The sequence below is a fragment of the Marinobacter halodurans genome (genome assembly GCF_004327985.1).
GTDB lineage: Bacteria > Pseudomonadota > Gammaproteobacteria > Pseudomonadales > Oleiphilaceae > Marinobacter_A > Marinobacter_A halodurans.
Genome location: NZ_SJDL01000028.1, coordinates 53,533 through 78,471, shown reverse-complemented (window position 1 = coordinate 78,471; position 24,939 = coordinate 53,533). Strand labels below are relative to the sequence as shown.

Annotated in this window: 18 protein-coding genes; 7 read left to right on the top strand and 11 right to left on the bottom strand. The window is 61.3% G+C overall.

Features of this window, described 5'->3' with window-relative positions; all coding sequences use genetic code 11:
* The first annotated feature begins 263 nt into the window (after positions 1-263).
* Positions 264-2,312, top strand: a complete 2,049-nt coding sequence (locus tag EZI54_RS16500) for a TonB-dependent receptor family protein (protein ID WP_131482985.1) — start codon at positions 264-266, stop codon at positions 2,310-2,312.
* A gap of 87 nt (positions 2,313-2,399) precedes the next feature.
* Here the strand turns inward: EZI54_RS16500 and EZI54_RS16495 are convergent, their stop codons facing one another.
* On the bottom strand, positions 2,400-3,374 hold the full coding sequence (locus EZI54_RS16495) for a helix-turn-helix domain-containing protein (RefSeq protein ID WP_207389242.1): 975 nt from the start codon (positions 3,372-3,374) through the stop codon (positions 2,400-2,402).
* 144 nt (positions 3,375-3,518) lie between these two features.
* On the opposite strand from EZI54_RS16495, the gene pobA reads away from it, so the two are divergent.
* Positions 3,519-4,703 (top strand): 4-hydroxybenzoate 3-monooxygenase, encoded by a 1,185-nt coding sequence (gene pobA, locus EZI54_RS16490; RefSeq protein ID WP_131482983.1) that lies wholly within the window; start codon positions 3,519-3,521, stop codon positions 4,701-4,703.
* Positions 4,704-4,717: 14 nt separating this feature from the next.
* Here pobA and EZI54_RS16485 read toward each other — a convergent pair whose 3' ends face one another.
* A complete protein-coding gene (locus tag EZI54_RS16485) occupies positions 4,718-5,413 on the bottom strand; it encodes a glutathione S-transferase N-terminal domain-containing protein (protein WP_131482982.1) in 696 nt (231 codons plus the stop codon).
* A 549-nt stretch (positions 5,414-5,962) separates the two neighbouring features.
* On the opposite strand from EZI54_RS16485, the gene EZI54_RS16480 reads away from it, so the two are divergent.
* The 4 genes from EZI54_RS16480 (at position 5,963) to EZI54_RS16465 (ending at position 13,759) form a co-directional block, all read left to right on the top strand.
* A complete protein-coding gene (locus tag EZI54_RS16480) occupies positions 5,963-7,294 on the top strand; it encodes an aromatic hydrocarbon degradation protein (protein WP_131482981.1) in 1,332 nt (443 codons plus the stop codon).
* Positions 7,295-7,310: 16 nt separating this feature from the next.
* Positions 7,311-10,520 carry an Ig-like domain-containing domain gene (locus tag EZI54_RS16475; protein WP_131482980.1) on the top strand — a complete coding sequence of 1,070 codons (3,210 nt, stop codon included), beginning with the start codon at positions 7,311-7,313 and terminating at the stop codon, positions 10,518-10,520.
* Between the two features lie 465 nt (positions 10,521-10,985).
* Positions 10,986-13,280: a molybdopterin-dependent oxidoreductase gene (locus EZI54_RS16470; RefSeq protein WP_131482979.1), complete on the top strand. Its 2,295-nt coding sequence runs from the start codon at positions 10,986-10,988 to the stop codon at positions 13,278-13,280.
* Positions 13,281-13,303: 23 nt separating this feature from the next.
* A complete protein-coding gene (locus tag EZI54_RS16465; protein WP_131482978.1) occupies positions 13,304-13,759 on the top strand; it encodes a DUF2489 domain-containing protein in 456 nt (151 codons plus the stop codon).
* A 449-nt stretch (positions 13,760-14,208) separates the two neighbouring features.
* Here the strand turns inward: EZI54_RS16465 and EZI54_RS16460 are convergent, their stop codons facing one another.
* The 4 genes from EZI54_RS16460 to EZI54_RS16445 all read right to left on the bottom strand — a co-directional run bounded on the left by EZI54_RS16460 (position 14,209) and on the right by EZI54_RS16445 (position 19,182).
* Positions 14,209-14,496 (bottom strand): hypothetical protein, encoded by a 288-nt coding sequence (locus tag EZI54_RS16460; protein ID WP_131482977.1) that lies wholly within the window; start codon positions 14,494-14,496, stop codon positions 14,209-14,211.
* 164 nt (positions 14,497-14,660) lie between these two features.
* Positions 14,661-16,037 carry an aminoacyl-tRNA deacylase and HDOD domain-containing protein gene (locus EZI54_RS16455; protein ID WP_131482976.1) on the bottom strand — a complete coding sequence of 459 codons (1,377 nt, stop codon included), beginning with the start codon at positions 16,035-16,037 and terminating at the stop codon, positions 14,661-14,663.
* 99 nt (positions 16,038-16,136) lie between these two features.
* Positions 16,137-18,212 carry an ATP-dependent DNA helicase RecG gene (gene recG, locus EZI54_RS16450; RefSeq protein ID WP_131482975.1) on the bottom strand — a complete coding sequence of 692 codons (2,076 nt, stop codon included), beginning with the start codon at positions 18,210-18,212 and terminating at the stop codon, positions 16,137-16,139.
* 4 nt (positions 18,213-18,216) lie between these two features.
* A complete protein-coding gene (locus tag EZI54_RS16445; RefSeq protein ID WP_131482974.1) occupies positions 18,217-19,182 on the bottom strand; it encodes a hydrogen peroxide-inducible genes activator in 966 nt (321 codons plus the stop codon).
* Positions 19,183-19,270: 88 nt separating this feature from the next.
* Between EZI54_RS16445 and EZI54_RS16440 the strand changes: the two genes are divergently transcribed.
* Positions 19,271-20,131, top strand: coding sequence for an NAD-dependent epimerase/dehydratase family protein (locus EZI54_RS16440; RefSeq protein WP_131482973.1), 861 nt, complete (start codon positions 19,271-19,273; stop codon positions 20,129-20,131).
* A 4-nt stretch (positions 20,132-20,135) separates the two neighbouring features.
* Here the strand turns inward: EZI54_RS16440 and EZI54_RS16435 are convergent, their stop codons facing one another.
* The 5 genes from EZI54_RS16435 to EZI54_RS25465 all read right to left on the bottom strand — a co-directional run bounded on the left by EZI54_RS16435 (position 20,136) and on the right by EZI54_RS25465 (position 24,845).
* Positions 20,136-20,522, bottom strand: coding sequence for a RidA family protein (locus EZI54_RS16435; protein ID WP_131482972.1), 387 nt, complete (start codon positions 20,520-20,522; stop codon positions 20,136-20,138).
* A 132-nt stretch (positions 20,523-20,654) separates the two neighbouring features.
* Entirely contained in the window at positions 20,655-22,832 is a 2,178-nt protein-coding gene (locus tag EZI54_RS16430; protein WP_131482971.1) for a RelA/SpoT family protein, read from the bottom strand.
* A gap of 194 nt (positions 22,833-23,026) precedes the next feature.
* A complete protein-coding gene (gene rpoZ, locus EZI54_RS16425; protein ID WP_123636709.1) occupies positions 23,027-23,239 on the bottom strand; it encodes a DNA-directed RNA polymerase subunit omega in 213 nt (70 codons plus the stop codon).
* Positions 23,240-23,355: 116 nt separating this feature from the next.
* A complete protein-coding gene (gene gmk / locus EZI54_RS16420) occupies positions 23,356-24,003 on the bottom strand; it encodes a guanylate kinase (RefSeq protein ID WP_131482970.1) in 648 nt (215 codons plus the stop codon).
* 410 nt (positions 24,004-24,413) lie between these two features.
* Positions 24,414-24,845, bottom strand: coding sequence for a type II toxin-antitoxin system PemK/MazF family toxin (locus EZI54_RS25465; protein WP_131482969.1), 432 nt, complete (start codon positions 24,843-24,845; stop codon positions 24,414-24,416).
* Between the last annotated feature and the right edge of the window lie 94 nt (positions 24,846-24,939).

Here is a 24,939-nt window from a genome sequence, read left to right as displayed (position 1 = left end):
TCGCGTTCTTCGTCTGTAATAATCAAAGGGGTGACCGGTCGTCCCATTGCAGTAGCTCCCTCGATGTTTTCTGCAATTATAAACTTTAACCATAAAAATTCGACGAACTTTTGTTAAGGGACACTAGTGTCCCGTCTGGTTCATTTGCTGATCGACTCCTTGGTCACTGGAAATAGGCTATTACCCGAATTGACCGGTTTCGGCCAGAGGCAGAAAATTAGCCTCCTACCGAAGTGGATATTCACCCAGCAGGAGCGATAGCCATGCCTGCCAGCCGACTCCGAACACCACTGTTGATCACCCTGTGCGCCGGCCCCACCCTGACCCTTGGCCAAGCGGCCGAACTCAACACCATAACCGTTACCTCCGGCCGCCTGGAGCGCTTGCTCTATGACACGCCCGCCGCCATGTCGGTCGTGGACCGGTCGGACATTCAGGACGGCCAACAGCGCCTGAAGCTGGATGAGTCGCTCGGTCAGGTACCCGGTGTATTCCTGCAGAACCGGGAAAACTTCGCCCAGGGCGAGCGCGTCTCGATCCGCGGCTTCGGGGCCCGGGCGCCGTTCGGCGTTCGCGGCGTCACCGTGCTGGTGGATGGCATCCCCTATACCCTGCCGGACGGCCAGGCCCAACTGGATGCCATCGACCTGGACAGCGCCGAACGCATTGAAGTGATCCGCGGGCCGGCATCAGTCCTCTACGGCAACGCCGCCGGTGGGGTCCTCAGCGTGACCACACCGGACGGCCGCTACCAGGAAGACCACACCACCCTGCGCCTGGAAGGTGGCAGCCACGGCTACGGCAAGTTTGCGGCCGGGCATACCGGGCAGGACGGTCCCTGGTCCCACAACATCAGTGTCTCGGCGCTGGATTTCGACGGCTACCGGGACCACAGCCATGTGGAGAAGTACCTGCTCAACGGGAAGCTGCGGCGGGATCTGGGAAGTGACCGGGCGCTGACGGTGGTCCTGAACCTGCTGGACAACCCACGCTCCGACGATCCGGGCGCCCTGACCGCCGAGCAGGTCGAGGAAGACCGCCGGCAGGCAGGCCGTTTCACGGAGGAATACGACACCGGCCAGACCGTCGATCAGCAAGTGGTCGGGCTGCAGTATGAAGATCTTTCCGCCGGACCCGGTGAGTTCTACGCCAAGACCTTTTACCTGCACCGGGATTTTGAGCAGCAGCTACCCTACCCCGGCGACAGCCTCATCGATTACAACCGTGACTACTATGGCGCCAGCACCGAATACCATCAGGCGTTGTCCCTCGGCGCCCTGCCGTTCCGCTACGTTGCGGGCGTCGAAGCCCGGCGCCAGGAAGACGACCGCGGCCGCCGCAACGTTGCCTTCTCCGGCGAGGTCGAGGGCGTCAGTGCCGATGAGACACAGACCGCAACCGCACTCGGGCTGTTCGCCCAGGGCGACCTGGACCTGACCGACACGGTCACGTTCTCACTGGGAGGTCGTTTCGACCGGGTCGACCTGGACGTCGACGATGATTTCCTGGACGACGGTGACCAGAGCGGCGACAAGACCTTCAACCAGTGGAGCGGCTCGGCAGGCCTCAGTTGGCGCTATCGCCCGGATCACCAGGCCTACGCCAACATCAGCACAGCGTTCGAGACGCCCACGTTTTCGGAGTTCGCCAATCCCAGCGGCGTTGGCGGCTTCAATCCCGACATCGAGCCCCAGAAATCCGTCAACCACGAACTGGGCCTGCGCGGCGATTTCGGCTACAACGTCGACTACGACCTGACCCTGTTCTGGGTCGACGTGCGGGACGAGCTGATTCCGTATGAGCTGCCCGGTGAGAACGATCGCACCTTTTACCGCAACGCCGGGGACACCACCCGCCAAGGTATCGAGATGGCCGTCGGCTGGCGCTTCGCTCTGGCCTGGCGCCTGGAATCCGCGCTGACACTCGCCCGCTATCGCTTTGATGATTATGAATCGGCCGGCAACAACTACGACGGCAACCGCATTCCCGGCCTGCCGGAACAGACCTGGAACAACCAGCTGAAATGGCAGGGCCGCGGCGAACGCTTCGCCACCCTTGAGACCCGGTACGTGGGCAATATGAAGGCCGACGACGCCAACACAGTCGATGTGGACGACTACTGGCTGCTGAGCCTGCACGGCGGCGGTGGCTGGTACGTCAGCCGCGACACCCTGCTCAAGGCCTACGCGGGCATCCGCAACCTGCTGGATGAAGACTACTTCGCCAACGTGCGCATCAATGCCAGCAACGGGCGCTATTATGAGCCGGCTTCGGGACGGACGCTGTATGCGGGACTGGAACTGACCTTCTAGGATCCGCGTGCGCCGGATCGCCCGCCCCCCGGCCTGTCCGGCGCTTAGGACTGTCTTCCCAACGACCGATAGAACCGGACACCCTGCCTATCTGCCCGCCTCTCCAGGTTCCGGGTTTTCCAGGTCAGTCGGTCTCCCCTCCTGCGAACCACTGTGCCGAAGCCGGAAAGCCTTGGGCGTGAGTCCGGTCAGTCGCTTGAAGAAGCGCGTAAAGTAAGCCGGCTCGGAAAACCCCAGCATATCGGAGACCTGGCTGATGGTGAGGTTGGTGTAGGTCAGGTTGCGTTTGGCTTCCAGCAGCACCCGTTCGTGCAGCAACTGCAGGGCGCTGGCCCCGGTTTCACGCCGGCACAAGGCGTTAAGGTGCGCCGCCGTGATGCCCAGGGCAGCGGCAAACCAGTCGATGGTCGGCTGGTCGAGGAAATGCTGCTCGATCAATGACTGGAACTGTCGCACGTGCTCACCGGATCGGTCCGGGCGGGCCGCGCCCCGACGCGGGTGGCTTTCGGCACGGGCCGTGTCATCGATATGGCGGCGCCGCATCAGTTGGGACACCAGCGCCTGGATCAGCCCATGCAGCGCCATATCCCGCCCGATGCCCGGGTCGTGATATTCCTCGGCAATTTCCTCCACCAGCCGTTGGATGCGTCGGGCCTGCCTTCCCGCCGGCAGCGGGTAATACCCCGGACGGATCAGCACGGGCGCCGCGGCGCCCGGCCAGTTGGCCAGGTGCTCCGCCAGCGGTCGGGCCAGGGTGATGATGTGCCCGTCAATATCCTCGCTGAAGCGAAAGCCGTGGATCGTCATGGCCGGAATCACGATGAGCAACGGCCCCTCGAGGCGATGCTCCAGGCCCTCCAGCTCTAGGGCCACCTGCCCCGCCTGGATGTACAGCACATGCACCAGATCGGCGTGGCGATGGGTGCGGATGTGCCAGTCATGAAGCCGGCTGCGGGCGGCGATGGACTCACAATGCAGCAGATCCGGCGTCGGCCATTGCCGGGTTTCACCATAGAGTTTGAACACCGGAATCCGGTCTATCCCGGCTCCCGTTCTATCCACCTTTTCCACCATCCCGCCTCCGGACGACCTCTCCCAGCTAATCCCGGAAAAGTCCAATTATTTGTTCAGATTTTGCCTTATATCCAGCTTCGTTTCCCGGAAAACTACAAATAACAACGATACAAGAACCACCGAGGTACCGCCATGAAAACAACCGTTGCCATCATTGGCGCCGGCCCGTCCGGCCTGCTCCTGGGCCAGCTCCTGCAACGCCAGGGCATCGACAACGTGATCCTGGAACGTCGCAGCGGCGACTATGTGCTCAGCCGCATCCGTGCCGGGGTACTCGAACAGGGCATGGTGGACCTGCTGCGCGAAGCCGGTGTCAGCGAGCGGATGGATGCCGAAGGCCTGCCCCACGACGGCTTCGAACTGGCCGTCAACAGTCGCCGGATCCGTGTCGACCTGAAGGGACTCACCGGTGGCAAGTCGGTGATGGTCTACGGTCAGACGGAAGTCACCCGGGACCTGATGGAAGCACGCGAAGCCTCCGGCGGGCAGACGATCTATGAAGCCGACAACGTCCGGCTTCACCATCTGGAATCCAACCGGCCCCACGTCACCTTCGAGAAGAACGGCGAGACGGTCCGTCTGGATTGCGACTACGTGGCCGGCTGCGATGGCTACCACGGCGTGTCCCGCCAGAGCATCCCCGCCAACCGCATCCGCACGTTCGAGAAGGTCTACCCGTTCGGCTGGCTGGGCCTGCTGGCCGATACGCCGCCGGTCTCAAACGAGCTGATCTACGCCCATCACGAACGGGGATTCGCCCTGTGCAGCCAGCGCTCAGCCACCCGCAGCCGCTACTACGTGCAGGTGCCGCTGACGGAAAAGGTGGAAGACTGGTCGGACGAGCGTTTCTGGGAGGAGCTGAAACGCCGCATCCCGGATGATGCCGCCGCCCACCTGGTCACCGGCCCGTCCCTGGAGAAGAGCATCGCGCCCCTGCGCAGCTTCGTCACCGAACCCATGCAGTTTGGTCGCCTGTTCCTGGTGGGCGATGCGGCGCATATCGTGCCCCCCACCGGCGCCAAGGGGTTGAACCTGGCCGCCAGCGACGTCAACAGCCTGTACCGATTGCTGGCGAAGGTCTACCAGGACGGCCGCACCGACCTGATTCCCAATTACTCCCGGGCCTGCCTGAGCCGGGTCTGGAAGTCGGAGCGCTTCTCCTGGTGGATGACGTCGATGCTGCACCGCTTCGAAGGCCAGGACGAGTTCGAGTACCGGCTGCGCCAAGCCGAACTGGATTATCACCTCGAATCCGAGGCCGGCCTGCGCGTGATTGCGGAGAACTATGTGGGCCTGCCCTACGCGTCCATCGAGTAGGGACAGGCACGGCGCTACGCTTTCCTGCGGCGGCCTTGGCCAAACAGGACGGACTTGCTGTCCTCATTCACCACGGCTTCCTGGCTGATCTCATCGGCCAGGGCATAGGCCCGCTGTACGGCCGGGCGCTCGCCGATGGCCGCCAGCCAGCGCTTCACGTTGGGCAGGCTGTCTATGTCCTGCCCCTGCTTCTCCCAGCCCCTGGCCCAGGGGTAGGTCGCCATGTCCGCAATGGAATACTCGCCGGCCATGAACTCGCGGTCGGCCAACAGGTCGTCCAGCACCCCATAGAGCCGCTCGCTCTCTTTCACGTAACGGTCAATGGCGTAGTCGATCTTCTCCGGCGCATATTGCTTGAAGTGATGGTTCTGGCCCAGCATCGGACCGAAGCCGCCCATCTGCCAATACAGCCACTGCAGTGTGTCCCATCGCCGGCGCAGGTCCGTGGACAGGAACCGACCGGTCTTTTCCGCCAGGTACTCCAGAATGGCACCGGACTCGAACAGGGAGAGCGGCGCACCACCATCCACGGGATGGTGGTCCACAATCGCCGGGATCTTATTGTTGGGCGAGATTTTCAGGAAGGCGTCACCGAACTGATCCCCCCGACCAATGTGAATCGGGATAATGCGGTACTCGAGGCCGGTCTCCTCCAGGAAGATGCTGATCTTGTGGCCGTTCGGGGTGGTCCAGTAATAAAGGTCGATCATGTTTGGGCTCCTGTCGGAAACTGGCACTGAGACGCAACGAACCGGTTGCGGGACGCTGTTGCTGTGGCTCGTCAGCAACAATTGTAGACGACCGGTCTATTATGCACCCGTCCCCCACATTCAAGTCAAATCAGCGTGGCTAATTGGTGAACACTCAAGCCTGATGAAGACCGCCACATTTTGTGACGAAGTTCACACAAAAAACAAAATGAACTCCTGGCAACAATTCAACGCGTCTCCGGAAACGACAGAACGAAAGGCGTTGAAATAACCCGTCAAATGTCTGATTTTTATTGCCTTATCCCTGGCACAGCAGCGATACGCTGAAATAACCGGCAAGGTGCTTGCCGGCACCGCGGCCTCATATGACTAGAAGGACTGAACGCACTGTCACTCAGGCCAAACACGCTTGGCCAATTAAGGCCTAAGATCACAAAAAAACAAATAAGTGCACAAATGTCCCATTAAGAATGCCCGAGAGGATGCATCGCTGAAGGAACGCACCCCGTAATCCGGGCACAACAAGAAAACGAATAATGGAGTATCCACATGACAAACCTGGCCCCCAAGCCGTCCCGACTGCTCACCTCGGCAATCACCCTGACCCTGGCAGGCTTCGCCTCCACCGCATCCGCCAGCATGGGCAACATTGGCACCACCTATGGCATCCTCCCGACGGATGTCGCCTCTGCCCAGGCGCTGTCCATGTTCAACAGTCAGGTCTCGGCCACCTATTACAATCCGGCCTATCTCGCCAAGGATCCCCGGGGCGAACTGACCTCCGGTCTGATGCACGCCCAGCCTGAGCTGCGTGCAGCTTCCCCCTATCGTGACGGCGATGTCGTTTCCGACCAGGAAAGCCAGCACGTCCTGATCGGCATGAAGACCAACCTGACCTCCCTGACCCGTTTCGATCACCCCATCTACCTGGGCTTTATGGCGGGGGTCGAGAAATACGGCAAGGAGATGCTGGCGTTCCAGTCCAACACCTCCCAGACCGGCCAGTTCCTGGAATACGGCCGTCAGCCGCTGTTCCTGCTGCTCGGCGGCGCAACGACGCTCTGGCGTGGCATTGATATCGGCGCCTCGGCGCGGATCACGCTGCATTCCAGCGCCAGTCTCAAGACCACGACCGACCTGGCGGGCAATACGCAGTACGAGTCCCTGACCGTCAATGCCAAGCCGTCCATCCGCTCGATCCTCAGTACCAGCATCGACCTGGGCGACACCTTCTGCCCGGACAGCGAGTGCTGGCTGGACGGCTGGGAAACCGCCTTTGCCTATCGCAGCAGCTCCAACACCAACACGGAAGTCAGCGCCAACACCGTGATCCCGGGCCTGATTCCCGAGAGCGCGCCGCTGGTGTTCTCGGTCCTGACCTACGACTCCTACCAACCGTCCATCTACGCCGCCGGCATCCAGTACGGCACGGATTCCTGGCGGGTTGGCGTCACGCTGGAACAGCAGAACTGGTCGGACCTGGAGGAGGAGTTCGCCAACGACACGATCAAGGACCAGGCCAACGCCCGGTTCAAGGACATCCTGATTCCCCGGGTCGGCGCCGAGTTCAAGTTCGCCGAGCACTTCGGCCTGACCTTGGGTCTGGCCTACCAGGAATCCGCTCTCAAGAGCGACAGCACCCAGGACGTGAACTACTTCGATAACGACAAGTACATCGCCGGCATCGGTTTGAGCGCGGAGTACACCCGAACCCGCATCCTGACCTACCCGGTTCGTTTCGATCTCGCCTATCAGCGCCAGATGCTGCAGGACCGCGATTTCACCATCGACAGCACCAAGCCCGGCACCCGTGACGGCGAAGTGGTCACCACCGACGGTGAAGTCGATGTGATCAGCGGTTCCGTCACGCTGAAATTCTGAGCAAGAGGTACAGGCCATGAAATACAACAAGATATTGGCACTGGCCCCCGCACTGCTGCTGGCAGCCTGCGGGGGTGAAGAACAGACCGTGTCCCAGCCCCAGACACCCGGCTCGGTGATTTACGCCTATCCGGCGGACGGACAGGCCAGCATCTCCACCAAGGCCGATGTAGTGCTGCGTTTCTCGAACGCCATTACCGACGAGGATGTGGCCAGCAAGATCCGGATCACCGCGGATGGCGGCAGTTCCAGCGTGCCTTTCAGCGTCAGGAAGGTCGATGGCGGCAACAGCCTGGTCCTTGCGCCTGACAGCGAACTGGCCCCCGGGACCGAATACACCATCAGCTTTGCGGAAAACCTGAATGCAGCGGGCAACCGTTCCGTTCCCACGCCCAACGCCACCGGCGCTGCGGGCGTCCAGTTCACCACGCGCGGCGGGCTGAGCGGGGTAGCCCAACTGGCCAACCTGTCAGCCGACTTCAAGGTGGTCGACACCCTGCCGGATGGCGACACCTTCAAGTTCATGGACTTCTCCACCATTCGCCTGCGCACCAGCCATCCGATCCATCCCGAGTCCGCCGTCTACGGCACGACGGTCTCCCTGCTGGATGGCAACGGCGAGCTGGTGCCGGCCACCCTGCTGGTCTCCGACAACAAGCTGACCGTCGATCCCTGCACCGTGGACGATCCCCACCAATGCGGCAGCGCCGACGACCAGCTGGATCCTGACGAGACCTACACGCTCAGCATCAACGGTCTGATGGACATGAAGGGCAACTCGCTGACCTACGAGAAAACCTTCACGCCACAGGAAACCGGCCCGACCGAAATCCTGTACCAGAAGATCGTCGACTCCAACTTCAGCGAACAGTCCATCCTCGATGGCCAGTACGTCAACGCGGTGACGCTGAACTCCGTGCTCCAGGGCACCGCCGGCCCGTCTCAACAGACCGGCGCCCTCTATGCCGAACTGGGCTACGCTCCCAGCTTCCCGGGCGACACGCCGGTGCCGCTGCGCGTACCCAAGGGCACGATCCTGCAAAGCACCAGCCTGAACGTAAAAATCAACGGCAGCGTCCCCATCCTCAACGCCGAAACCGGCCAGCCCCAGGAGACCGGCACCATCAAGGTCACCATGCTGTCGGATGCCATGGGTTACCTCTATCCCAATCCCTACAGCGATGACGACGAAGCACCGCGCCACGTCCGCCTGTGGATGGACGTATCCATGAACACCGAGGAGGCCCAGCCCAACGCGTCACTGTCCCAGGACCTGTTGCGGGTCGAGCTGACCGGCATCGCCATCGTCAAGGACGGCATCCTGACCATCGACGCCATCGGCATGGTCGAGCCCAACCTGCTGGGCCAGGAATACACCGACTCCACCATCGCGTTCCACATCGAGGCCGATACCTCCGAGCAAACCACGGCGCCGGATCGCCCGATCGACGAAACCGGGCCGGAACTGGTGAGCTGGATGCCGGGACCGGAGGATGCGATCCCCGATACCCGCCAGGCCATGCAACGCCCGGGGGATCCGGTCGTGTTGAACTTCGACGAACCGCTGGATCCGGATACGGTGGCTGCTGGTGTGACGCTTTATGCAGACGGCACGGAAGTCAGCGACGTGCGGACCAAACTGGATGGCACCACGATTGCGGTGAATCCGGCTGGCGGGTTGGAGCATGGCGTGGATTACACACTCAATATCAACGGCTCGCTGACGGATGTGTCGGGGAATGGGGCGACGACTCGGACGTTGAGTTTTGCGTTGCCGGATGCATCAACGCCATCTGCTTCACCTTTGGCGGTCACAACATATCCAGGTTTCCCTTGTGTCACGACCGGGGTTGATCTAAACGCAAATACACATGGTCAGTGCAAAGATAAGCCCTTTATAGACTCTGGGACAGCAGAGGGTGATGTATTGCCAGTCACCGAGCTTCCAGCTGACCGACCGATCGTTGTTGTTTTCTCTCAATCGATGGATCTTGATTCAATCCGGCTTGGAGACACTTTCAAAGTTGAATCAGTCGACGAATCTGGCAACGCCACCGGCGAAGTTTCCGGTCGCCTAGAAAAGAATAATCAGCGCATTCGGTTTTACCCGGATCAGCCCTGGGCTGATGGGCAGGCGTACCGTTATACGCTCGTTTCGGCTGAAGATGGCGACTGTGCAAATGTCATTTGTTCGGTAAATGGTGCTGCACTTCAGACCGACATTCTCGAAGGCGCACTTGATGATAGTGGCAACGCTGATATAGGTGGCGAGCCCTTGGTTATATATTTCCGCGGCAGCCCGTCAATTCAATCGGTCTATACGCCACTTCGCAACCTTCCAGCTCGAGACGTAAACGCAGATTTTGATATCGATTCCAACGAACCAGCGGACTTCCCAACAGAAGCCGCAGCTGATGGCGGATACAAGCCATCTTCTAATGCAGCAAAACTCAAAGCAGATGGGAATCCCTTCATTTTAACCGAGGAAGGTGACAGTCGAGTCGGCTGCGAAACAACTGGGCCGGAATGCCCAGATAAGAAGTTCATATATCAAACAGGGGCGCTTAACACGGAAGTCATTGGCCCAGTAGATAAAGACGATCCGTCGAAAGGAGTGCGTGTACTCCTATACCCAACGATGTTGGTCGCTAGCTCTATTGATGTTTATCTGGATGGGAACGCTCTTGCAGATGTCGTTTTACCTCCTGACCAACCACAATCGACCGGCCCTCAAATGCTCCGCATGCGATATGCTGATCTCGATGGAGATGGGAATCGCACCGATTTAATACCTGGAGTGATTTACCAGACCGAGAAAGGTCCAAAGTTCAAAACTTCCGCCGAGCTTTTACTGGATGCACCAGACTTGAGCTTGCCTTTAAGCTCAGTTCTCGAACACAACCTTTTCAGCTACAACGTCCCGCTCGATTTGGAAGGTGACATTACGTTTTTTAACGACGGTCGCATGCAGATCGAACAGAGAAATACAAATGAGCCAAAGCTAAGAGTAGTCGTCGAAATCGAAAACGCGGCACTCGATGGTGCAGTTGATTTCCTAAACTGTCTTGGGGGAATTTTCAGCTTCCCTCCAAACTTTAACGAATGTAACCCTGATACGAGCTCGGCCAGTGAGGGGGCCGTCGTCATTCCGCTGAAAATCCCCGAAAATGGCGTTTACCTGAACTTCATCTCCAATCCCATCAAGGAGATTCCAGAAGACGGCTGATACCAGCCTCGAACCAAAAGGCCAGCCTTCGGGCTGGCCTTTTTTATGGTCACGGGAAGTCCGCGGGGCGCCTTCGGCGCCTCAGAAGCTAAAGCGTCTGCTACATGCTCGAGTAAGCCGTAGACCTATCCATCACGCCTGCGGATATGACACGCGGTCTGATCGAAACCCATGGACACCATCGCTGGAGAAAAGGTCACGGACGTCCTTGACCGCCCTAGCGGGCCAGGGATGGCCTTCTAGGGCGGCGGAAGCGATGGAGTCCATGGGTTTCAGCCCCAAGGTATGAATTCAGATATGTCCTCAGCAACCTATCGTTTGCCGCCCATCTCTACTGGGTCAAAACCGCCCAACGGATGACCAATGGCCGGCCTTTTCAACTCCACCCACATTCCTGCTAATCTGGTTGCCTAAAAAAACCAGAATGACGACCACAGCGACAATAACAAACCGGGAGAGATCAGCATGGATAACGGCATCCACTACCGCACGTGCCACCTCTGCGAGGCCATGTGCGGCGTCGCCATCGAAGTGAAGGACGGGCAGATTGCCTCGGTCAAGGGCGATGCGGACGATCCGTTCAGCCACGGCCACATCTGCCCCAAGGCGGTCGCGCTGCAGGATTTGCACAACGATCCGGATCGCCTGACCAGGCCGCTGCGCCGCACGGCCGACGGCTGGGAGGAAATGGAGTGGGACGCGGCCTTCGATTTCGTTGCCGAACGTCTATACCAGATCCGCCGCGAGTACGGCCGCAACGCCGTGGGCACCTATCAGGGCAACCCCAACGTCCACAACCACGGCGCCATGATTGCCGGGCTGCCCTTCCTGCGGGCCCTGGGCACCCAGAACCGCTTTTCCGCGACCTCCAACGACCAGCTGCCCCATATGCTGGCGAACCTGGAAATGTTTGGCCACCAGGTCCTGTTCCCGATACCGGATATCGACCACAGCGAACTGATGATCTGCATCGGCGCCAACCCCATGGCCTCCAACGGCAGCCTGATGAGCGTGCCGGACTTCCGGGGCCGCCTGAAAGCCCTCAAGGCGCGAGGCGGCCAACTGGTGGTGATTGATCCGCGGCGCACCGAGACTGCCCGCGAAGCCGATGAATTCCACTTTGTGCGGCCCGGTAGCGATGCCCTGTTACTGATGGGGATGCTGCACACGCTGTTCGATGAAGACCTGGTCAACCTCGGTGCCGCCGAACACTGGAGCCGCGATCTGGACCTGGTGCGACTCGCCTGCCTGCCCTACGCGCCCGAAGCCGTGGCCGGTCATACCGGCGTCGATCCCACCCAGATCCGCATTCTCGCCCGCCGGCTGGCCACCACGCAGCGGGCGGTCCTCTATGGCCGGATCGGCACCAGCACGCAGTCATTTGGCGGCATCGCCACCTGGCTGATCTACCTGCTGAATATCCTGACCGGCAAGCTGGATGCCACCGGGGGCCTGATGTTTACACAGCCCGCGGTCGATCTGGTGGCGCTGGGCGCCCTATCCGGCCAGCGCGGGCATATTGGTCGCCGGCACAGCCGGGTCAAGGGACTCCCCGAGTTCGGCGGCGAATACCCCGCCAGTGCCATGGCCGACGAAATCCTTACTCCAGGCGACGGCCAGATCCGGGCGTTCGTCACCATCGCCGGCAACCCCGTCCTGTCCAGCCCCAACGGCACCCGCATGGAGCAGGCCCTGGAGCAGCTCGATTTCATGGTGTCGGTGGATTACTACCTGAACGAAACCACCCGCCACGCCGACATCATCCTGCCGCCTACCCACGCCCTGGAGCGCAGCCACTACGACCTGATCTTCAATATGATGGCCGTGCGCAATGTGGCGAAGTTCAGCGAGCCGCTGTTCCAACCCTCGGCCAACGCCCGCCACGACTGGCAAATCCTGCTGGAGCTCGCCCACCGCCTGGAGCGGCTGAAGAAAGGTGGCCGGCTGGGGCTGCGGCAGGAACTCGGCTGGCAGGCCTTCAAGCGGCTGGGCCCGGATGCACTGCTGGATGTGGCCCTGCGCACCGGCCCCTATGGCCAGCCGGTGGGGCGGCTTCAGCCACTCCTGCAGCCAGCCACTGACCTGATCGAGGCGATCCTGCCCCAGCGCCATCCCTTACGCCACCTGACCCGCTTGAGTCCGCTGGACCGCCGCTGGCAGGATCTCCCCAAGGGCCTGTCGCTGGCCGCCTTGCGCGAGCAGCCCCACGGTATCGACCTGGGACCGCTGCAACCGTCCCTGCCCGACCGGCTCCATACCCGCGATGGCAAGGTCAACCTGGCGCCCAGGCGTTACCTGGACGACCTGCCCCGGCTCTATCGGATGCTGATGTCCTCCCCTGAAGGGGGCATGCAGTTGATCGGCCGGCGGCACGTGCGCAGCAACAACTCGTGGATGCACAACAGTCAGCGGCTGGTGAAAGGTAAATCCCGCTGCACCATGATGATCCATCCGTCCGATGCAGACCGGCTGGGCATTGTCGACGGCCATGAGGCGGAAGTGACTTCGGTCGCCGGATCGATTGTGATCCCGGCCGAGATTACGGAAGATGTCATGCCGGGCGTCGTCTCGATTCCCCATGGCTGGGGCCATGGCCGCGCGGGAACGTCCCAGCGGGTGGCCAATGCCCATGCCGGAGCCAGCATCAACGACGTGATCCGCGACGACCAGATCGATCCGGTCAGCGGTACGTCCATATTGAATGGGCAAACCGTCCAGATCCGGGCCCGTCAGTCGGAGCAGGACCGGCAGCGGGCCTGAACACACACTCAAGGAGGCACTGCATGCCGCAATGGATACAATGGGTTCTGATCGTTGCCGGGTTAGCCGTCATCGCCTTACTGGCCCGGTTCATCTGGCAAAGGACCCGGCTGTTGCGGCAGCAGAGCCAGCGCAATGCCCGTACCGAGGCCTTCCAGAAGCAACGTCGTGACCAGATGATCGAGAGTGTCCGGGTCCTGGCCATGTCGGTGGAGCAGGACCAGGTGGAGTATTCCGAAGCCTGCCTGCGCATCAAGGGCCTGCTGGATCACCTGGCGCCGGAATTGCTGGAGCAGTCACCCTACCGCATCTTCCAGGAAATGCACGACGCGCTGGAACACATGCCCACGCATCAGGCGCGCCAGGACACGGCCTCGCACTTCATCCGCAAGCTGGACGAGCAGCGTTTCGAGCTGGAAAAGACCCATGCCGATGCCATCCGCCGGGCGGCGACGGCGATTCGGTATCATCAGTTTTAAGACATTGGTTCCCGAGACCCACGGAAGAAACAGGCAGCCCGTTGGGCCTGCTCCGAAGCTGAAGAGGGTGTTGCAAAAGCGTCGCGAGCGATAGCCAAACAAGGCGAAAATCAACGAAAGAGCGCAGTTTACGGGTTGTAAATGAGCATCTTGATCGGACTCGCGCACGAGGCGATTTTCAACGCCGTATGGCTGAGCGCAGTAGCTTTTACAACACCCTCTGAAGCGTCGGCTACATTAAAGACTCACTCGAACGTGTAGCAGATGCTTTAGCTTCTGAGGCGCCGCAGGTGCCCGATACAATCCCGCCATGTTCACCCGACTCAGGCCAGCAACCTATCCCGCATAAAAAAGCCGGCCCGGAGGCCGGCAATCACCCGCTTATGCAGATCTACCTGAGCATTCCCGGCCGGTGCGGCGGCACCGGTCAACGCATTCGTTTCGCCGGGTCAGGACAGGCGGCTCCAGTCGGGACGGTCGCCCTGGGTCGCCACTTCCTGCTCCAGATCCACCCCTTCCTGTCTCAGGGCCTCAATCAGGGTCGGATCCAGTTGCTTGAGAAACGCCCGGAAATGACGTCGGATGACGCGGTCCGGTGAATGGGATGTGACCCGAAGCAGTTCAAGGCATTCGCTGGAATCGGCCAGGTGATAGTGGCGTCCACCACGATGCCGGAAATGGGATTCAAGCTGGTATAGGTGATATATACCGCCGGAGTTGAAGATGAGCCGTTCCATTGGACACCTCCACGCAAGCCATGCATTTCACACTCCGTTGCATCCCGACTGAAAACAGGTTCCCTTTATTCTTAATGTAGACCACAGGAACGGAATTGGTAGGTGCGATTGGGGAAGACTGCGGCAGAAACCACAGCCTCCAGTGACGTCCTCCGGGACGACCATCAGGACTGCTGCATCATCCCTGCCATAGCCATGATGCTGTCCCGGTTGGCGACCAGCTCGTCGAACTGCCCGGCCACCCGGTCCGGATCCAGGCCCAGACGCTCATACAGGGCAGGCTCCAGCGGTGCCGGCGGACCGAGATCGATACCGCGTTCGATCAACAGCAAACGCCCGAGGTACAGTAGCTGCGCATACACGGCATGCTCACCGTCGAAGTCCGGGTTTTTCTGGTTTCTCAAGGCAACAACCACTTCATCCGGCATGCCCCAGTTTTCCATCAGTTGGGCGCCGATCTGTTCACGGGTGATGCCTAGGATATGGTGTTCGATCACCGACGAATCCAGGCAGGCATTCGCCTCCAGCGTACGGCAGACCAAGCGGAAATGGGGCGGGAACACCTGATTGAGCAACAGGTAGCCGAAGTTGTGGAGCAATCCGCCCAGGTAGGCGAGCCCAAACGAGGGCCGTTCGCCACGGCGCATCATGGCCGACAGTACACCGGCCGCCTGGGCCTGCCAGATGGCCTGCTGCCAATAGCCGATGTAGCCGTCCGGCTCATCCTCCGGTGGCTTCAGCGTGCGCCCCAGCGACAGCCCCATGGCCAGGTTCATCACCAGCTCGAAACCCAATACCCGTGAAACCGCATCGTGGACAGAGCGCACCTGCCCGGCTGCGGCGTAGAACGATGATGAGGCCCAACTGACAACCTGGGCCGCCAGGCTCGGATCGCTCTCGACGATATCCACCAGGTCACTCATGACCGCGTTGGGATTGACCCGCAGGTGGATAATGCGCTGGGCGGTTTCCGGCAGCGGGGGAAGTTCCAGAGTGTCCTCCAGACGCTGGCGGATACGCAGGTTGGTGAAGCGTTCCAGCGCGGAATGCAGCTGTTCGCGATCCCGCTGGGGCTCGGACAGGTTGACGTGGATGGCATCGATCGACGTCGTGACCGGCAACCGCCGCGCATCGGCCGTCAGCTGGCGGAAGGCCTCTATCGGGATCTCGACCTGGGGGCCACCGGGCGCATAGGCCAGGGCGACGGAATCCAGATGCTCGACCGCCTCGTCCACCAGGGTGGGCCAACCGGTCAGCGACGGCAGCGCCGGGATCAACTGGACATCCAGGCGCTCCCGGATACGCCGCAGCTCGCGGCGGCTGATGACCCGCAAATCGCGGCCCAGCAGTTTGTTGAGACGATTGACGTCCAGCATATCGCCTCGCCGGCAGATCACCTGCAGCTTGCCGTCATAGTCCTCGAGCGGCACCATGCGCAACGTGTTGGCCGCATCTGCCACCTCCACGATCTCGAAAAGTGGCGTACCCTGATTGCGCGATGCAGCCTGCAGGGCATCCCGAACTGCGATGGGCAGTTCCATGCTCACCCCCTGATAATGCGTTTTCCTGGTCGTTGACGACATAGGGTCTCAGCCACCGGACACCCCCAGCCACGCCTGTCTTGCAGGGACTACGCCCCTCTAGACGTCGCCGTAGCGAATACGCTCCCCCAGCCAGCGACGGATCAGCGCCTCCACGCGCCGTGAATCGTCCATCAGCGCCGGTGCGGCTTCCCGGATAACCGGTATCCAACCCTTGTCGCGTTCAAAATCCGCCAGACGGAACTGCATCATACCAGTCTGACGGGTACCCAAAACCTCGCCCGGCCCGCGAATTTCCAGATCTTTCTCGGCAATCACGAAACCATCCTGGCTGTCCCTCAGGACCTGGAGCCGGGCCTTGCCGTTACGGGACAGCGGCGGATGATACATCAGGACGCAGAAACTGGCCTCATGGCCACGCCCCACACGCCCCCGCAACTGGTGCAGCTGGGCCAGGCCCAGCCGCTCCGGATTCTCGATGATGATCAGCGAGGCATTGGGCACGTCCACGCCCACCTCGATGACCGTCGTGGCGACCAGCAGATCCAGGATGCCATCCTTGAACTGCTGCATGATGTCCGCTTTCTCGGCCGCCTTGAGCCGGCCGTGGACCAATCCGACCTTGAGGCCCGGCAGCCGCGCCCGCAGATCTTCCGCCGTCACCTCCGCAGCCTGGCACTGCAGCGCCTCGGACTCCTCGATCAGGGTACACACCCAGTACGCCTGGCGCCCGCTCCGACAGGCCTCTTCCACGCGGCTGATCACCTCGTCACGACGCGAGTCGGCGATGGCGATGGTCTCGATGGGCTTGCGTCCCGGCGGCAGTTCATCGATCAGCGACGTATCCAGGTCCGCATAGGCACTCATGGCCAGCGTACGCGGAATCGGCGTCGCCGTCATGATGAGCTGGTGCGGGGCCAGGCGGCCCTCAGCGCCCTTTTCGCGCAGGGCCAGACGCTGGTGGACCCCGAAGCGGTGCTGCTCGTCCACGATCACCAGCGCCAGGCGCTCGAACAGGACATCACCCTGGAACAGGGCGTGGGTGCCGATCACGATCCGCGCCTCGCCGCCGGCCACACGGTCCAGCGCGGCCTGCCTCGCCTTGCCCTTCACCTTGCCCGAGAGCCAGACCGGCTCCAGGCCCAGCGGCTCGAGCCAGGTCCTGAAATTGAGATAGTGCTGTTCGGCGAGAATCTCGGTCGGTGCCATCAATGCGACCTGCGCCCCGGCCGCAATCGCCTGCAACGCTGCCAATGCCGCCACCACGGTCTTGCCGGAACCGACATCCCCCTGTACCAACCTTAGCATGGGCAGAGGCTGGCTCAGATCCTGGCGGATGTCCGCCAGTACCCGCTCCTGGGCGGGCGTGAGCCTGAACGGCAACTGGTCGCGGAAACGGTCGTCCAGATCGCCCTGGGGCAACAGCGCCAGGGCCTCACGCGCCTGGATCTGCTGTCGCACCTGTAACAGGCTCATCTGGTGGGCCAGCAGTTCCTCCATCACCAGACGCTGCTGCGCCGGATGCCGCCCTTCCACCAATGCGGGCACGGGGGCACCGGCCGGCGGCGCATGCACCAGGTGCAGGGCCTGGTTAAGTTCAGGCAACTGGAAATCCGCCAGCAGCGATTCCGGCAGCCATTCCCGGACCGGATAGCGGTCGAGATATTTCAGGGCCTGTTGGCACAGGCTGCGCAGGCGGGGCTGCTGGATGCCGTCGGTGAGCGGGTAGACCGGGGTGAGCGTGGCCTGGTCCGGGGCCGGCATGGGCGGCGGGTTGACCTGGTATTCGGGATGGTAGAATTCGAAACCGGCGCGTCCGGGTCTCACTTCGCCAAAGCAGCGCACCCGCGCGCCCTCGCCCAGTTGGTTCTTCTGGGACGCGTTAAAGTGGAAAAAACGCAGGACGATAAAACCGGAATCGTCGCGGATGGTGACCTGCATGCTGCGTCGTCGGCCCATGACCAGGTCCGTCTTGACCACCTCGCCTTCCACCACCCCGACGTCCCCCACATGCAGGCTGCCGATCGGGATCACGCGGGTGCGGTCCTCATACCGGTGCGGCAGGTGGAACAGAAGATCCTGCAGGTTGTGGATGCCCAGTTTCGCCAGCGTCCCTGCCAGCGCAGCGCCTACCCCCTTGAGGGTGGTGACGCCGATCTCCTCCAGCGACGTCATGGGATCAGGCAGAGGCAGCAGTGACCGGCAGGGCCTGATCCGATTTCTCGATCACCCGGCACTGGCTTGCCGCCAGTGACAGGACATCGATCGCCTTGGGCCGCGGGAAAGTCACGCGCCAGGCCAGGGCCACGGTACGGAACGGCACCGGCGGCTTGAACGGGCGCACGGTCAGGATATCCTCCCGGTACTCCATGGCCGTGGCTGCCGACATGGGCAGGACGGTGATGCCCAGCCCGGAGGCGACCATGTGACGGATCGTCTCCAGCGAGCTGCCTTCGGTCACCAGGGACGGATGCGACGCGGCTCCGGAAGCCCGCGCCGCCATGGCGTCTTCCAGCGGCGGGCAGGACTCCAGCACCTGATCCCGGAAACAGTGGCCCGGCCCCAGCAGCAGGAGCTGCTCCTTGGCCAGTTGCTCGGCCGACAGCGCCTCTTCCTTCGTCAGGGGGTGATCCGCCGGCAGCAGGACCACGAAAGGTTCGTCATAGAGCGGAAGCGTGACCACTTCCGGCTCTTCGAACGGCAGCGCGATAATAATGGCGTCGAGTTCGGACTGACGCAGCTTCTTGCGCAGGTCCGAGGTGTAGCCCTCTTCGATGAACAGGGGCATGTCCGGCGCGGCGCGGCGCAGCTCCGGCAACAGGTGGGGGAACAGGTAAGGGCCGATGGTGTAGATGGCGCCCACCTTGAGCGGCGAGTTGAGCTGGTTCTTGCCGTTCTGGGCGATGTCCCGGATCACGCCCACCTGATCCAGCACGCGCTGGGCCTGCTCGATGATCTGCGAGCCCGTCTCCGTGACCCGGATGCTGCTCTTGCTGCGCTCGAACAGCGGAATGCCCAGCTCATCCTCAAGTTTCTTAACGGCCACACTCAGGGTAGGCTGGCTGACATGGCAGCGTTCCGCCGCCCGGCCAAAGTGCTTCTCGCGGGCCAGGGTGACAATGTAGCGCAATTCGGTCAGGGTCATGGCGTTACTCCGGGCAATCTGGACGCTCTGGATCAGGCGAATCAGGGAGACACTTTAATGGCTTACAGCATAAGGATTGAGATTGACTATGGCAATCAGTGAACCACGCATTCTTGTTGCCGGTTGTGGCGCCCTGGGAAGCCGGATCGCCGTTAACCTGGCCAGTGACGCCGTGGTGTTCGGCCTCAAGCGCCATACCGAGACGCTAACCCGGGACATCCTCCCGGTCAAAGCGGACCTGCTGGACCCGGCGTCTCTGGAAGGGCAGCTGCCGCCGGAACTGGACGCCGTGATCTATTGCCTGACCCCCAACAGCTACGACGATGCCGGTTACGAGGCCGCGTTCGTGACGGGCCTGCGCAATCTGATCCGCACGCTGACGGCGGACGGGCAATCCCTGAACCGCCTGCTGTTCGTCTCCAGTTCCGGCGTCTACCACCAGGATGACGACGGCTGGGTGGATGAGACCAGCCCCACCGAGCCGGAACGCTTCAACGGCCGTCGCGTGCTGGAGGGCGAGCGGACCGCCCTGGATGCGCCCTGGCCGGCCACCGTGATCCGCTACAGCGGCATCTACGGCCCAACCCGCCAGCGGTTCCTGCAATCGGTGCTCACCGGCCGACTCAACCCGCCCTCACCCGGCCCCTACACCAATCGCATCCACGAGGACGATGCCGCCGCCGCGGCCGCTCATCTGGTTCGCCGTTCGCTGGCCGGCGACCGTCTGGAGGAGTGCTATCTGGGAACGGATTCCGACCCCGTGCGTATCGACGAGATCGTGGACTGGATACGGTCGCAGACCGACTGCAGGATGCCTGAAAGCCAGGCCCAGGAGGGGCGCCGGGGCGGCAGCAAGCGGCTGAGCAACCGGCGTCTTCGGGACAGCGGCTTTACGTTCCGCTATCCCGATTACAGGACGGGTTATGGTGAAATGATCCGCCGGCTGTAACGGATCAGCTCAGCACCATCACGGCATCCATTTCCACCGGCACGCCCTTGGGCAGTGCCGCCACGCCGATGGCGGCGCGAGCCGGATACGGCTCCTGGAAATAGGTGGCCATGATTTCGTTGACGGTGGCGAAATTCCCCAGATCCGTCAGGTAGATGTTCAGCTTGACGATGTCCTGCAGCTTGCCACCGGACGCTTCACAGACCGCAGCCAGGTTGTCGAACACGCGACGGATGCTGACGCTGATGTCGCCGCTGACCACGTCCATGGTGGCCGGGTCCAGCGGAATCTGGCCGGACAGGTAGACGGTATCGCCCGCCTTGACCGCCTGGGAATAGGTGCCGATGGCTTCCGGTGCGTTTTCAGTCTGAATTACGGATTTGTTGGTCATCTCGTTCTCTTGCCTCAATCACCCCGGGCGAACGGGGCTTGCCAAAGGAAAAGGAGTGATCCTCACCGGGATTCGCGGTCTCTGTCAACCGGTACGATGTTCGACGTTCGCAGCAGGGCGATCGGGCGAGGATCAGTGGCGTACCCGACCGATGTGGGTCACCGCACGGATGTTGCGCACCCGGCGCATGATCCGGGCCAGGTGGCGACGGCCATTGACGTGAACCACCAGGCTGACGACGCTCAACCGCGCATTCTGCTCTTCCACGTTGATGCGTTCGATGTTGCCGTCCGCCATGGAAACCGCGCTGGCCAGTTCGGCAATCACACCGCGCTGGCGCTCCAGCTCCACACGCAATTCCACCGAGAACTCGTCGGTAATGTCCTTGGCCCACTTCAGGTGGGTCAGCGGGGACCCGTCGGCGCCCCTCTCCGGCAACTTGCGGCAGGTATCGCTGTGGATCACCATGCCGGTGCCGGATTCCATCACGCCGACGACCGGGTCGCCGGGAATCGGTTTACAGCAGCTGGCGAAGCGGATGACCATGCCTTCGGTGCCGCGGATGGTGATCGTGCCGCGGCCATGGTCGCCGGGCTGCAGGCTGACGACACCCTGCCCGCCGGCATGGCCGCTGTCCGGCGTCCCTTCGCCGGAGTCGGAGACCAGTTGGCGGGCAACGATGTAGGCCATGCGGTTGCCCAGGCCAATGTCGCTGAGCAGGTCGTCGAAGCTGCCCACCTGATTGTGGTCACAGACCCGCTGGCGCTGCTCCTCGCCGATATCCCCCAGCTTGTACCCAAAACCCGCCAGGGATTTCCTCAGCAGGGTCTTGCCCAACTCCAGCGATTCCGCCTTCTTCTGGTACTTGAGGAAATGGCGGATGCTGCTGCGGGCCTTGCCGGTGACCACAAAGCCGAGCCACGCCGGATTGGGGCGCGCGCCCGGAGCGGTGATCACTTCCACCGTCTGGCCGCTTTGCAGGGGCTGGCTCAGTGACCCCAGGTTGCGGTTGATGCGACAGGCCACGCAGGCGTTGCCGATGTCGGTGTGGATCGCGTAGGCAAAGTCGATCGGCGTGGCCCCGGCCGGCAGCTCGAGGATCTTCCCCTTGGGCGTGAACACGTAGATCTCGTCCGGGAACAGGTCGACCTTGACGTTCTCGATGAATTCCAGCGAGTCGTCGGTGCGCTCGCGCATCTCCATCAGGCCCTTGACCCAGCGATCCACCCGGCGCTGGCTGACTTCCAGCACCGAGGAGTTGTCGTTCTTGTAGAGCCAGTGGGCGGCGATCCCATTGTTGGCGATGTGCTCCATTTCCTCGGTACGGATCTGGATCTCGATGTTCACGTGCATCCCGAACAGGGTGGTGTGCAGGGACTGGTAGCCATTAGCCTTGGGCATGGCAATGTAGTCCTTGAAGCGTCCGGGGAGGGGTTTGTAGAGGCTGTGAACGGCGCCGAGGATGCGGTAACAGTCGTCGGTGGTGTCGGTGATGATGCGGAAGGCGTAGACATCCATGATTTCATGGAAGGATTTGTGCTTGAACTTCATCTTGTTGTAGATGCTGTTCAGGTGCTTCTCCCGCCCCATGATGCGGCCCGGCAGGCCGCGCTCGTTCAGCTTTTCCTCCAGTCGCCCGCGAATCTCGTCGATGATTTCCCGGTGACTGCCGCGCAGGGTTTCCACCGCCTTGGAAATGTAGCGCGACCGCATCGGATAGAGGAACGAGAAACCCAGATCCTCCAACTCCGTACACAGGCTGTGCATGCCCAAGCGGTTGGCGATCGGCGCATAGATATCCAGCGTCTCGGTGGCGATACGCCGGCGCTTCTCGAACGACATGTGGCCCAGGGTGCGCATGTTGTGCAGCCGGTCGGCCAGCTTCACCAGGATGACCCGGATATCCCGGGCCATGGCGAGGGTCATCTTCTGGAAATTCTCGGCCTGGGCTTCGGCGCGGGAACGGAATTCAATCTGGGTCAGCTTGGAGACGCCATCCACCAGATCGGCAACGGCTTCGCCGAACTGCTCGGACAGCGCATCCTTGGGGATGCCGGTATCCTCGATCACGTCGTGCAGCATGGCGGCCATCAGGCTCTGGTGATCGAGCTTCATGTCCGCGAGGATGTTGGCGACCGCCAGCGGATGGGTGATGTAGGGCTCCCCCGACCGGCGCATCTGCCCTTCGTGGGCTTGTTCGGCGTAATAGTAGGCCCTTCGCACCTGATTGATGCGAGGTGTATCGAGGTAGGTACTCAGCTGATCCGCGAGCGTATCGACGGATATCAGCGCCGTAGCCCCTGCTGACACTGCGCCTCCAGAGACGTTAGGGGAATGCCCGCTTCATGGACAGGCCAATTCCGCATGAAACTCCGACAAAAAAACCCGAATGCACGCACACCCGGGTCTTCCGTTGCCCTGCTCGGGCTGTAAGCAGATAACAGCCCTATAAACCCTACTATAAGAGCAGTGGCGCAGATTTCAATGCGACTGTGGACTTAGGCTTACTCTTCGTCGTCCTGTTCAACGAGCGCTTTGTCCACCTTGCCTTCGGCGATTTCGCGCAGGGCGAGAACCGTCGGCTTGTCGTTTTCCTCCGGCACCATCGGCTCATGGCCCTTGGTGGCGATCTGACGAGCCCGTTTGCTTGCCAGCATAACCAGTTCAAAGCGGTTATCGACGTGATCCAGACAGTCTTCAACAGTGACTCGTGCCATAAATTCCCCGAAAACGAAAATAATGTGATTGGATAACAGTTGCCCCGGCCCGGTTATCACGGGTCGCGCCGTCCGGAGCCGCCCTCAGGCAGACCGCGCAGTATAAACGGAAATGCTCAATTTGTATACGCCGAACCACCGGCCACCAGGTCGGCCAGCAGGTCCGCGTGGCGCTGTTCCTGAGCCTCGACGCGCAGCCGCTGGGTACGGACGATCGACAGCAGTTCCTCAAGTGCCACCTCGAAGTCATCGTTGACCACCAGGTAGTCGAACTCCAAAGCGTGGCTGCACTCGTCAGCCGCTTCCTGCAGGCGGCGCTCGATCACCTCCGGTGCATCCTGGCCGCGGCCGGTCAGGCGCTGGCGCAGGGTTTCCGGCGATGGCGGGACAATAAAGATGCTGACACACTCCGGCATCAGCCGGCGGACCTGCACGGCCCCCTGCCAGTCGATCTCCAGGATGACGTCCTCACCTTTCGCCAGGGTCTCCTCGACCCAGACCTGGGACGTGCCGTAGTAATTGCCAAAAACATTGGCGTGCTCGAGAAATTCGTTGCGGCCGATCATGGCCTCGAAATCCTCGCGCTGGACAAAGTGATAGTTCACCCCATCCTGTTCCCCCGGACGCATCGGGCGCGTGGTGTGGGAGACGGACACGCGCAGGCGTTCGTCCCGGGCCAGCATTTCAGCCACCAGACTGGTCTTGCCGGCACCGGACGGTGCCGAAATCACGTAAAGGGTGCCTTTTTCCGCAGCCTGGCTCATGGCATACAACTCCGACTGGATAATGACTGGCGCCGCATTATACGGAGATTGACGACGATCGACACCTGCGACGGTCGCTACGCCCTATTCGACGTTCTGGACCTGCTTATAGGGTGGGCGACTTAAAAAGCCGTAGTTACGGGAGGTTAAGAAAGGACAGATCTGCAAATTTCGGGGCCCTGTCACCAATTCTGTCACCGTTCGCCCGAATCGTATATTTCCAGCCCCTAGAAATGACAAAGGCCCCAAAAGGGGCCCCAATTCATAGCTACGATTGGCTTGTCATCGCCGGTATCGCAGCTAGCTACTATCATCTAGTAGTCTCAAAAGCCTGATGCCGAAGCAGCGCAGGAACACTAGTAATTCTATACACACAATCTCCCACGTCAACACCTAATAAGTAAACTTCCTCACAGGTGCGGCTCTAAATGACCCAGGTTCAGCCCGTGTAGCAGACAACCATAAACACTCTGCATCTGTCCCCTGCCTAGCCTCTGCTTGAAGTATTGACGCTTGCCGGTGCCGGGCTCCTTGCCTATCTGTATGAGGTCGAGCCGTCGAAATGAGACACGATAAACCATGTCACCTTTTACCCAAGAATCTTTAGCCTGAAATTGCCCCTTCTGAGGCAAGCTGCCCGGGGGCAACTGATAATGCCAGTTTTCCAAGGGATCGGGCCTTACTGTGCTCAAGGCCACGACCGTGCATAAGCCAGAACACCTTTTCATCTTTGGGGAAATCACAACGACCGGCCTTCTTTTCACCATTTCAGGCTCCTCAAAGCCCGAGCTAAAGTCGCACATTAAAATCGTCCCTGGTTGCGGGTGAAACGTCAAAGCCACAGGCACAAGCTCCTTAGTGAAAACGTCGATACTAACGGAAAGGCTACACACTGTCTGCCCAGGTAACGGCTAAGCGCTCTATCATTGCCCGGTA